The organism is Aeromicrobium sp. S22, from assembly GCF_009661045.1.
Lineage (GTDB): Bacteria > Actinomycetota > Actinomycetes > Propionibacteriales > Nocardioidaceae > Aeromicrobium > Aeromicrobium yanjiei.
In genome coordinates this window covers 608,923-619,964 of the sequence record NZ_WJWV01000001.1, presented here as the reverse complement: position 1 = coordinate 619,964, position 11,042 = coordinate 608,923, and the positions used below count along the sequence as shown (strand labels likewise).

Annotated in this window: 9 protein-coding genes; 5 read left to right on the top strand and 4 right to left on the bottom strand. The window is 70.9% G+C overall.

Annotated elements, in window-relative coordinates:
- Positions 1-3: 3 nt before the first annotated feature.
- On the bottom strand, positions 4-3,168 hold the full coding sequence (locus GEV27_RS03040) for a SpoIIE family protein phosphatase (RefSeq protein ID WP_153933445.1): 3,165 nt from the start codon (positions 3,166-3,168) through the stop codon (positions 4-6).
- A gap of 197 nt (positions 3,169-3,365) precedes the next feature.
- Here GEV27_RS03040 and GEV27_RS03035 point away from each other — a divergent pair, with 197 nt between their 5' ends.
- The 5 genes from GEV27_RS03035 to GEV27_RS03015 all read left to right on the top strand — a co-directional run bounded on the left by GEV27_RS03035 (position 3,366) and on the right by GEV27_RS03015 (position 7,179).
- Positions 3,366-3,737 (top strand): nuclear transport factor 2 family protein, encoded by a 372-nt coding sequence (locus GEV27_RS03035; RefSeq protein WP_153910013.1) that lies wholly within the window; start codon positions 3,366-3,368, stop codon positions 3,735-3,737.
- A gap of 86 nt (positions 3,738-3,823) precedes the next feature.
- Positions 3,824-5,029: a thiolase family protein gene (locus GEV27_RS03030; RefSeq protein WP_153933444.1), complete on the top strand. Its 1,206-nt coding sequence runs from the start codon at positions 3,824-3,826 to the stop codon at positions 5,027-5,029.
- Positions 5,026-5,697: a 3-oxoacid CoA-transferase subunit A gene (locus GEV27_RS03025; protein WP_153933443.1), complete on the top strand. Its 672-nt coding sequence runs from the start codon at positions 5,026-5,028 to the stop codon at positions 5,695-5,697. Before GEV27_RS03030 ends, GEV27_RS03025 begins: the two co-directional genes overlap by 4 nt.
- The gene (locus GEV27_RS03020; protein ID WP_153933442.1) at positions 5,694-6,377 is read left to right on the top strand and encodes a 3-oxoacid CoA-transferase subunit B; all 684 of its coding nucleotides are present in this window, start codon (positions 5,694-5,696) and stop codon (positions 6,375-6,377) included. The genes GEV27_RS03025 and GEV27_RS03020 overlap by 4 nt, the downstream gene beginning before the upstream one ends.
- 4 nt (positions 6,378-6,381) lie before the next feature.
- Entirely contained in the window at positions 6,382-7,179 is a 798-nt protein-coding gene (locus GEV27_RS03015) for an IclR family transcriptional regulator C-terminal domain-containing protein (RefSeq protein ID WP_153933441.1), read from the top strand.
- Positions 7,180-7,185: 6 nt separating this feature from the next.
- On the opposite strand, the gene GEV27_RS03010 is transcribed toward GEV27_RS03015, so the two are convergent.
- Genes GEV27_RS03010 through GEV27_RS03000 form a run of 3 tightly spaced genes read right to left on the bottom strand, consistent with a single transcriptional unit; the run spans position 7,186 to position 10,933 of the window.
- Positions 7,186-8,082, bottom strand: a complete 897-nt coding sequence (locus GEV27_RS03010; protein ID WP_153933440.1) for a dioxygenase — start codon at positions 8,080-8,082, stop codon at positions 7,186-7,188.
- A complete protein-coding gene (locus GEV27_RS03005) occupies positions 8,079-9,134 on the bottom strand; it encodes a maleylacetate reductase (RefSeq protein WP_153933439.1) in 1,056 nt (351 codons plus the stop codon). The genes GEV27_RS03010 and GEV27_RS03005 overlap by 4 nt, the downstream gene beginning before the upstream one ends.
- Before the next feature lie 2 nt (positions 9,135-9,136).
- The gene (locus GEV27_RS03000; protein WP_153933438.1) at positions 9,137-10,933 is read right to left on the bottom strand and encodes an FAD-dependent monooxygenase; all 1,797 of its coding nucleotides are present in this window, start codon (positions 10,931-10,933) and stop codon (positions 9,137-9,139) included.
- Positions 10,934-11,042: the final 109 nt, after the last annotated feature.

Genomic DNA, 11,042 nt, shown 5'->3' with positions numbered 1-11,042 from the left:
AGTCTAGTGGTTCGCCTCCAGCCCCCCCTCGGCTGCACCTGAGGCGCCGTCGAGGTCCGCGAAGTGGTGCAGCTCGGCCGTCACGCGCAGGCCCTGCTGGTCATCGACCGTCCAGGCGTCGCACAGCTGGTCGACGATGGCCAGCCCTCGGCCCCGCAGACCCGCGCGCGTCAGCTCGAGCGCCTGCAGCTCGGCGGACTTGCCGCCGTCGCAGACGCTGATGCGGAGCACGTCGTCCGCGATGCACCACGAGACGTCGAGCGTGCCGGCCGAGCTGGGGCGTCCGTGCTCGATGCCGTTGGCGGCGAGCTCGCCCAGCACGAGCTCGGCGTCCAGGACGAAGCCGGGACGGAATCCGAGCCGTTCGAGCTCCTCCACCATCTGGTGGCGTGCGACGCCGGCACTGCTGGGGTCGAACGGCAGGCTCAGGCTCGTGCACGGGTCGTCGCTCGCGTGCCGGTGCGGTGCGGGCACGCGGCAGGTCTCCTCGGTCGGGACGCCCTCGGGCAGCCGGACCGGGCCGGCCTGCTCGGGGCGGGGCCGGTCCTGGGGGTGCAGCCGGACGGCCACAAGTGCGACGTCGTCCTCGGGCTGCTCCGGGAGCATCCGGGCGAGGAGCTCGTCGCACAGCTCCTCCTGCTCCAGACCTGCCGCGACGAGCTCGGCCAGAACGGCCTGGAGCTCGGCCACGCCCTCGTCGAGCCCCTGGCCGCGCCGCTCGACGAGGCCGTCGGTGTAGAGCAGGACCGTGCAGCCTCGAGGGAGCTCGACGACCGCCTCGGTGCGTGACGTCTCGGGCACCAGGCCGAGGAGCAGATCGGCCCGCTCGGGCCAGAGCGCGGTGACCGTCACGTCGGCCGGGCTGGTCGTGGGGTCGTCCTCGCTCGTCTCGGGTGTCTCGGGCGCCTCGGGGTGCACCGCGACGAGCGGCGGCGGGTGCCCCGCGTTGGACCAGCGCAGCCTCGTCACGCCGGCCTGACGCTCCTCGGAGGTCTGCTCGAACCGCGCCACGACCGCTGTCGCCATGGTCTCGATCTGCAGGGTCTGCACCGCTTCGTCGACGCGGCGCAGCACCTCGGCCGGTCCCGCGCCGGTCGTCACGGCCACTCCCCGCAGGAGGCTGCGGAGCTGACCCATGGCGGCGGCCGCCGCGGTGTCGTGCCCCACCACGTCCCCGATCACGATGTTGGTGGCACCGCCGGTCTGCAAGAAGGCGTCGTACCAGTCGCCACCGACCTGCGCGACCTCCGCCGACGGCTCGTAACGGACCGACACGTGCAGGTGGTCGGGCTCGGGCGGGGCCGTCATGAGGCTGCGCTGCAGCCCTTCCGCCAGGTCACGCTGCTCGGCATACAGGCGCACGTTGTCCAGCGCCACCCCGGCGCGGCCGGCGACGTCCACGAGATCGGCGATGTCCTCGGGGCTGAAGCTGCCCTCGTCCTTGAAGACGGCCAGCAGGCCGATCGTGCGCTCGCGGCCCCGCAGCGGCAGCACCAGCACCGAGGAGGGGGCCAGCTGGAGGTAGACGTCGCGGGCCTCTCCGGGGGCAAGGACCGCGGCCACCGCCGCGGTCGCGTCCTGGTCCACCACGACGGCACGGTTGTCGCGGACCGCCCGGGCGAGGAAGGAGTCGTCGCCCAGTGCCGGGAGACGCACCTCGAGATAGCGCTCCACGAGCCGGCGGGCGTCCGGGTCGGCGTGCCAGCCGGCGACGTCGCGGAGCCCCCGCCGCCAGGCCTCCCGGTCGCCGGGGGGTGCCGTGCGGGTCCTGGACTGCGGCGTCGAGTAGTCGACGAGCGTGACGGTGCTCCAGTCGGCCCACGGCCCGACCACGACCTCCGCGAGGTGCGCGAACGCGAGCTCCTGGTCGCGGGTCCCGGTCAGGAAGTCGGTGATGCTCGAGAGCAGCTTGGCTCGTTCGACTGCGCTCTCGGCCCGTTCCTGGGCGCGCCGGCGCTCGGTCACGTCGACGAAGTAGACGGCGAGCCCGTCGGGCGCAGGCCAGCCCCGCACCTCGTACCAGCGGTCGAGCGGCGGCGGGTAGTACGCCTCGAACTCGACCGGCTCGCCGGTCTCGACCGCGCCGCGGTAGCTGGCCTCGAAGTCGCTGCCGACCGCATCGGGGAACAGGTCCCAGATCACGCCGCCGAGGATCGGGGAACCGATGTCACCGAGGAGCCGGTTGGCCTCGGAGTTGAGGAACGTGAAGCGCCAGCTCGGGTCGAGCTGGAAGAACGCCATCGGCATGGCCTCGAGCAGCCGGGCGACCCGCGCCTCGCCCTCCTGGACCGCTGTCGTGTCGTACGCAGCACCCACCAGACGGACGGCCACGCCGTCGGGCCCTGCGAGGGCCCGGCCCCGTGCGGCCACCCAGCGGACGGTGTCGTCCGAGCGCACGATCCGATACTCCGCGACGTACGTGCCGCAGGTCGTGATCGCGGTCGAGAGCGCCTCCGCCACCCGGTCACGGTCGTCCGGGTGGACCAGCTCGTTGAACGACTCGATGTCGCGGCCGAAGGTCGTCTCGTCGATGCCGAACAGGTCCATGAGCTGCTCGTCCCAGCGCAGCTCGCCCGTGGTCAGGCTCCAGTCGAACGCGCCCACACCGGCCGCGTCGACCGCCAGCTGCCACACGAGCCGCTCGTCCTCGTGCTCCTCGGCGAGCACCGCGAGGTGCAGCTCGGTCACCGCCGAGGTCGCGAGCTGTTCGAGCACCTGCAGGTCCTGCTCGGACCAGGTGCGCGTACCCGGGCCGTAGACGCACAGCGCTCCGACGCTCTCGCCCCGCACCACGAGCGGCACACCGAGATAGGAGCCGATCTCGCCGGAACGGACGGCCGACAGGTCACGCACCCGCTCGTCGTTCGCCGCGTCGCCGATCATGAGCGCCGCTCCGGTCCCGGCGGTGAGGGTGCACATCGAGTCGTCCGCCGGGGTCTCGACACCGATCGACTCCAGCGAGGCGCCCACGGCGCCCACGACCGTCTGCACGTGGGAGATCAGCGAGACGTGCGCCGACGGAGCGCCGAGCAGGCGTGCCGCGAGGGCGGCGATCTGGTCCAGTGCAGCCTGGTCACGCGCCGCGGCAGCCAGCTGGCGGACGAGATCCTCTCGCGCCCGTGCGTCGCGTCCCGGCCTCGCCACGGACGTCACGTCCTCGGCCCACATGGCGCTCCCCTCTCAGTGCTCGTGCCCGGAGCGACACAGGCGGCCCAAGTACTGCGAATCCTAACGTCGAGCCGGGTCATGGGCCGCCGCAGGCCCGACCCATCCCGTGCGCCCAAGTGGCTGGCCTGTACGGACATGCCGGGGGCTGAGTCTGCTGCGGACGCACTTCGGGACCGACGGGTCGTAGGCTCCAGCCCATGACGACCAATCTCGAGACCACCGTCCGCACCCTCGAACAGCGTCGGTTCGACGTCATCGTCGCCGACGACTGGGACGCCTTCGCGCCCCTCTGCGACGCAGAGCTGCGTTACGTCCACTCCAGCGGCACCATCGACACCCGCGAGTCGTACCTCACGAAGCTGCGGGAGGGCTTCTACGACTACCACCGGATCGACAGCTCGATCGAGAGCATGATCGTCACCCCGGACCTCGTCCTCATCCGCGGCACGATGTACGCCGAGCTCCGGGCCGGGGACAAGGAGATCACGGTCGACAACGTCATTGCCTCCGCGTGGGTGCGCCGTGACGACTCCTGGCTGCTGGCCACGCACCAGTCGACCGGCGTCTGACCCCTTGAAGGTTGCCCCCTCGGTCCCGTACGCTCGACGTGTTCACTGCTTGAACACTCGTTCGCATATCGAACAACGGAGACTCCATGGCGACTTCATTTCTCTACGCGGCCACCCGCACGCCCTTCGGCCGGTTCGGCGGGGCACTGGCTGGGGTGCGTCCCGACGACCTGGCCGCCACCGCGCTCGCCGGCGTCCTGTCGAGGACACCGGCCCTGGACACCGCGGCGATCGAGGACGTCTTCTGGGGCAACTCGAACGGCGCCGGTGAGGACAACCGCAACGTGGGGCGCATGGCCGTGCTGCTCGCCGGGCTCCCCACCTCCGTCCCGGCCACCACGGTCAACAGACTGTGCGGGTCGAGCCTCGAGGCTGCGATCATGGCCTCGCGGACGATCGAGTCCGGCGACGCCGACATCGTGGTGGCGGGCGGCGTGGAGTCGATGACCCGAGCCCCGTGGGTGATGCCCAAGCCCGCACGAGGCTTCCCGGCGGCCAACGTCACCGCATTCTCCACGACGCTGGGCTGGCGTCAGGTCAACGACCGCATGCCCAAGGAGTGGACCACCTCTCTGGGTGAGTGCAACGAGCTGCTGCAGGAGCGGTTCGGCATCAGCCGCGAGCGCCAGGACGAGTTCGCGGCCCGGTCGCACGAGCTCGCTGCCGCCGCGTGGGACGCCGGCTTCTACGACGACCTGGTCACCCCCGTGGAGGGCGCCGACCTGACGAGGGACGAGTCGATCCGCCCGGGCACGACGGTGGACCGGCTCGCCGGCCTGAAAACCGCCTTCCGCCCGGACGGCACCATCACCGCCGGCAACGCGTCGCCGCTCAACGACGGCGCCGCAGCCCTGTTGATCGGCTCCGAGTCCGCCGCGCGCGACATCGGCGTCGACCCCCTCGCCCGGATCGCCGGCCGCGGGGTGCACGCCCTGGACCCGCAGGACTTCGGGTTCGCTCCGGTCGAGGCCGCGAACGCCGCCTTGGCCCGGGCCGGCATCACCTGGTCCGACGTGTCCGCCGTCGAGCTCAACGAGGCCTTCGCGGTCCAGTCGATCGCCTGTGTCGACGCCTGGAAGATCGACCCGGAGATCGTCAACGCCAAGGGCGGCGCGATCGCCATCGGGCACCCGCTCGGGGCCTCGGGGGCCCGCATACTGGGCACCCTCGCGGCCCGACTGATCGAGTCCGGTGGGCGTTGGGGGGTCGCGGCGATCTGCATCGGCGTCGGCCAGGCCCTGGCCGTCGTGCTCGAGAACACCCGCTCGACCGAGACCCCGGCGGCTCCATGACCACCATCGTTCCTGACACCGCGGCCGCCGTCGACGGCGTCGAGGACGGCGCCACGGTCCTCGTCGGCGGATTCGGGATGGCCGGCATGCCGGTCGCGTTGATCGACGCACTGATCGAGCAGGGCGCCACCGACCTGACAGTCGTGTGCAACAACGCCGGCAACGGCGACACCGGTCTCGCGGCGCTGCTCGCCGCGGGCCGGGTCCGCAAGGTCATCTGCTCCTTCCCCCGGCAGTCCGACTCCTACGTCTTCGACGAGCTCTACCGCGCCGGCCGGATCGAGCTCGAGGTCGTGCCCCAGGGCAACCTCGCCGAGCGGATGCGTGCCGCGGGCGCCGGCATCGGGGCGTTCTTCTGCCCCACCGGTGTCGGCACCCCCCTCGCGGAGGGCAAGGAGACGCGCACGATCGACGGGCGGGACTACGTGCTGGAGATGCCGATCAGGGGCGACGTCGCCCTGATCGGCGCCCATGCCGCGGACCGCCTCGGCAACCTCGTGTACCGCAAGACCGCGCGCAACTTCGGACCGGTCATGGCCACCGCGGCCGCCACCACGGTCGTCCAGGTCACCCACGTCGTCGCCACCGGTGAGCTCGATCCCGAGGCCATCGTCACCCCCAGCATCTACGTCGACCGCGTCGTGCAGGTCGGGCAGGAGCCAGCATGACCGTCGATGCCGCAGACCACGTGACCGAGCACCTCGACCGCGGCCCGCTCACCCGCGACGAGATGGCGGCGACCGTCGCCCGGGACATCCCGGACGGGTCGTTCGTCAACCTCGGCATCGGTCAACCCACGACCGTTGCCAACTACCTGTCCCCCGGCTCCGGTGTCATCCTCCACACCGAGAACGGGATGCTGGGCATGGGCCCCGTCGCGGTCGGCGACGACATCGACCACGATCTCGTCAACGCCGGCAAGATCCCCGTCACCGAGCTCCCGGGAGCGTCGTACTTCCACCACGCCGACTCCTTCGCCATGATGCGAGGCGGGCACCTCGACGTCTGTGTCCTCGGCGCGTTCCAGGTCTCCGAGCACGGCGACCTGGCCAACTGGCACACCGGCGCTCCTGACGCGATCCCCGCGGTGGGCGGCGCGATGGACCTGGCCATCGGCGCCAAGGACGTCTTCGTGATGATGAGCCTCTTCGCGAAGGACGGCACCCCGAAGCTCGTGCCGACGTGCACGTACCCACTGACGGGCCTGGCCTGCGTCAGTCGCGTCTACACCGAGCATGCGACGTTCCTGGTGGGTCCCACCGGGGCACGGGTGGTCGAGACGTTCGGCACCACGGTCGAGGAGCTTGCCGGCCGGCTCGACGTGGACCTCGGTCGACTGACAACCTGAGCACATGCCTGCCCAGCCCGTTGCCAGCGATCAGTTCGTCCAGTCGCTGGCGCGGGGCCTGCGGGTCATCACGGCGTTCGACGCCGACCACGCCGAGATGCCGCTGACACTGGTCGCCGAACGCACGGGGCTCAGCCGCGCCACCACCCGGCGGCTGCTGCACACGCTCATCGAGCTGGGCTACGTCCGGATCAACGGTCGCCTCTTCGCGCTCACGCCGCAGGTGCTCCGTCTGGGAACCGCCTACCTCTCCGGCCTCGGCCTGCCCCAGATCGCTCAACCCCACCTCGAGCGACTGTCCGCCGAGCTGTCGGAGTCCACGTCCTTGGCGGTGCTCGACGGCAACGACATCGTGTACGTCGCACGCGTCGCCACCCGCCGGATCATGAGCGTCGGCATCACCGTGGGCACCCGGTTCCCCGCCTACGCGACGTCGATGGGCCGGGTGCTGCTGGCGGCGCTCGACGACGACGAGCTCGACGCCCGCCTCGCGGCAGCAGATCTCGAGGCTCTCACGGCCCGGACGATCCACCGCCCCGCCGACCTGCGCGTGGAGATCGGTCGCGTCCGCGATCAGGGCTGGGCGCTGGTCGACCAGGAGCTCGAGCAGGGCCTGCGGTCACTCGCGGTGCCGGTGGCCGACGCTGAGGGGCGAGTCCGGGCTGCCCTCAACGTGTCCGCGTCGTCGATGTACGACGACCCCGACGACCTCGTGACGTCCGCACTGCCGCCCCTCCTGCGCACGGCGGGAGCGATCGCGGAGGACCTGCGGGCGGTCGGCGGGACCGACCCGCAGGCCTGACCCGGCTCAGGTGTCGGCCGGCGCGAGGACGATGTCGAAGCCCACCCGCGACCAGGACGACTCGCCCAGGTCCCGGCCGTCCGGCGCCGGTGTGCCCGCAGGCTGCTCGACGAAGTCCTTCACGAGCGAGTCCTTCACGCCGAACACGCTGTCGCTCGCCAGCAGCTCGTCGCCACGCACGAAGATGTGCGTCACCAACGTGCGGCAGCCCTCGGCGTCCACCATGAAGTGCAGGTGCGAGGCCCGCATCGGTGAGCGCCCGGTGGCCGCGAGCATCGCGCCCACAGGCCCGTCGTGCGGGATGGGGTAGGGCGTCGGGGTCACGGCCCAGAACCTGAACGAACCGTCCGTGTCGCTGAACAGGTGCGCGCGTCCCGCGACCCGGTCGTCGGCGTACTGGACGTCGTAGAACCCGTCCTCATCGGCTTCCCAGACCTCGATCCGCGCCCCGGCGATCGGCCGGCCGTCGGCATCCTTGACCGTTCCCTCGACCCAGCAGGGCTGCCCCGAGGCGCTGCCGGCGATGTCGCCGCCGAGCTCCACACGCGGCGAGTCCTCGACGAAGAAAGGGCCGAACACGGTGGCCTCGGTGGCGTCCCCGTACGCCTCGTTGTTGATCGCGATGGTCTGCATGGAGGCGCCGAGCGTGTCCGACAGCAGGATGAACTCCTGACGCCGGTCGTCGGTGATGTGGCCGACTGCGGTGAGGAACTCGATGGCCTGCAGCCACTCCCGCTCGGTCAGCCTGACGTCCCGCAGGAACGCGTGCAGGTGCCGCACGACCCCCTGCATCAGCTCCTTCAGCCGCGGATCCGGCGTCCCGTCGAACGAGGACAGCACGACCTGGACGAGCTCCTCCTCGCGCTCTCGCTGCTCCTCGGTCAGGCGCATGTCAGTGGTCATCGCGGCTCTGCTCCTTCCCATGCTGCGTGCAGCAGCGCGGTGATGTTCTCGACGGTGACGGGGGTGGGGTTGTCGGCCGGCGCGACCGCGAGCACGGCGTCGGCGGCCTGGTCGATGCCTGATTCGGGCATCCCGTAGTCGCGCAGCGCTCGGGGCGCGCCCACGCGTTCACGCAGCGCGGCCAGCCCCGCGACGGCGGTGTCGCTGCCGAACGCGGTGGCGATTCGCTCCGCGGCCCCATCGGCCGCAGGCGCGTTGAACGCCAGCACGTGCGGCAGCACCACGGCGTGGGTCTGGGCATGCGGCAGGTCGAACATGCCGCCCAGGACGTGACAGATCTTGTGGTGCAGACCCGAGCCCGCCGACGCGAAGGCGACCGCTGACAGGTAGGCGCCGTAGAGGGCCTGCTCCCGGCCGTCCAGGCCTTGCGGCTCGTCCACGATCGCGGGGAGTCCGAGATTCAGGGCCCGGATGCCTTCCACCGCGAGCGCCGCGTTGATGGGATCTGCGCGGGGCGCCCACAGCGAGTCCACGCAGTGCGCGAGGGCATTCAGCCCCGAGGCCACGCTCATGTCCGTGGGCAGGGACAGCATCAAGGAGGCGTCGTAGACGACCGTGCGCGGCAGCACCCGATCGTCCACGCCCGTGGTCTTCCTGGCGGACTCGGTCATCCCCCAGACGTTCGTGGCCTCCGAGCCCGCGTACGTGGTGGGGACCGCGACGATCGGGATCCCCGCCGTGAGGGCGACCGCCTTGGCCAGACCCGTGGTCGAGCCGCCGCCGACGCTGACCAACAGGTCGACCCGGTGCTCTGCCGCGACCTGCCTCGCGCGGTCCGCGACGTCGGTCGGCACGTGCATCACGACCTCGTCGTGCTGCACGACCACCGGCAGGTCGGCCGTGATCGTCTCGGCCAGCCCGCGCTCGTCCGCACCCGCGATGACCATGACGCGTTCCGCGCCCATCAGCGCCACCTCGGCGGCGAGGCTCTCGCGAGCACCGCCGGAGGCGAACCGGACCCGTTGGCCCAGCGTCTCGTGGTCGAACCGCATGCTCACGCCTCGCGCGAGAGGATCGTGGTCAACGCCTCGCGCAGCGCACCCTCCGCGTCGTCCGGCAGGCCGCTCGAGCGCCAGCAGATGTGCTTGTCCGGGCGCACCAGCAGCGCGCCGCTCTCCTCCACCTCGCGCAGCCGGGACCAGTCGAAGTACAGGTCCGTGACCTCGCGGCCCGGGCCGATGACGACGGTCCTGACCGGCAGCCCCAGCTCGCGCCCGACGGTCTCGAGCGCGGTCTCCCAGGCGGACCCCGCGACACCGGTGATCAGTGTGAAGTGGTCGTACGGTGCGAGGTCCATCATCGCGACCTTGTGCCGGTGGTCGCCGACCCAGGCGTGGGGCAGGTGGGAACCCGGGACCGTGGAGACCTGGTAGTACAGATCGGGGTCGCGCTCCGGCTCGGGCAGTGTCGAGCCGTCCGACGCGATCGCGGTCGAGGTGTAGAACTGCCCCAGCTCGACACCGTGCGCGTTGAACTCGTAGTTCTTGATCGCCATGGCCTTGACCAGCGCCGCGCGCTTCGCCGCACCTTCGGGCGTGTTCGCCTTGCGCTCCTCGATCTGCTCGATCATCTCCTGCTCGGTCTTGGCGTCCGTGACACCGAGCGCCACGAACAGGTCGGCGAACTCACGACCCGACTGGTTGGCCCGCTTGACGATCCGCTCGGCGACGGGCGCACGCTCGGTCGAGTACGTGTCGAGGAGGGCCGGACCGGCCTGACCCCGCAGCACGGCGGCGATCTTCCAGGCGAGGTTGTACGAGTCCTGGATCGAGGTGTTCGACCCGAGACCGTTGCTCGGCGGGTGACGGTGGATCGCGTCGCCCGCGCAGAAGACTCGGCCCTTCTGCAGGTGGGTCGCGTAGACCTCGTTGTTGCCCCACAGCGACGTGCCGGTGATCTCGACCTCGAGCTCGGGCATGCCGAGGAGGTTCCTGACGATCTGGACGGCGGCGGCGTCGTCGACGACCGGCGGCTCCTGCGTGATGTCGAAGCCCCACACGATCAGCCACTCGTTCCAGGGCCGCACCATGCGGACGAGGCCCGCACCGATGCCGCCGACGTTCGAGCCGGGCTGGATCACCCAGTAGAGCACCGAGGGGCGGTGCCCGACGAGCTCGGCGATGTCGGCCTTGAAGGTGATGTTCATCGAGCCGGCGATGTCCATCGAGCCGACGAGCGGCAGGTCGATGTCAGCAGCGACCTTCGACCGGGCGCCGTCCGCTCCGATCAGGTACTTCGCCCGGATCGTGTACGCGTGACCGGTCAGGCGGTCCACGACCGACACGTTCACGCCGTCGGCGTCCTGCTCGTGGGAGACGTACTCGGTGGAGAACTGGGTCTGGGTCCCACGCATCGTGGCGTTCTTGAGCAGGATCGGCTCGAGGTACGTCTGCGGGATGTCGACCGTCAGGCACGGCGACGCGAGCTGGTAGTCGGCCTCCCGGTCGGCTCCTGTCCCCCAGGTCCGGATGCGGCCGATCTCCTCGCCCGCGATCGAGGTGCAGAACACGGTGTCGCCGACCAGGTCGTGCTCGGTCGCGTCCGCCAGCACCTGGTCGTCGATCCCCATGTCGCGGAAGATCTCCATGGCGCGCTGGTTGGTGATGTGGGCCCGCGGCGTGTTCGCGGTCCAGCGGTACTTGGTGATCATGATGTTGGGGATCCCGAGCGTCGACAGGAAGAGCGCCGCCGACGACCCCGCAGGGCCGGAACCGACGATGAGCACGTCGGTCTCGATCACGGAGGAATCAGGCAGGGCGGTCATCTGCTGACCGTCGTCGAACACGGGCATCCGGGTCACCTCTCGTCATGCCCACTACTCGCGGGCGTCCCGATCAGTGTCGTGCGTCACACGTCGCTGGGAGCCGTGCGGCGCCCCATCACGACGCAAAGCCCAAGAA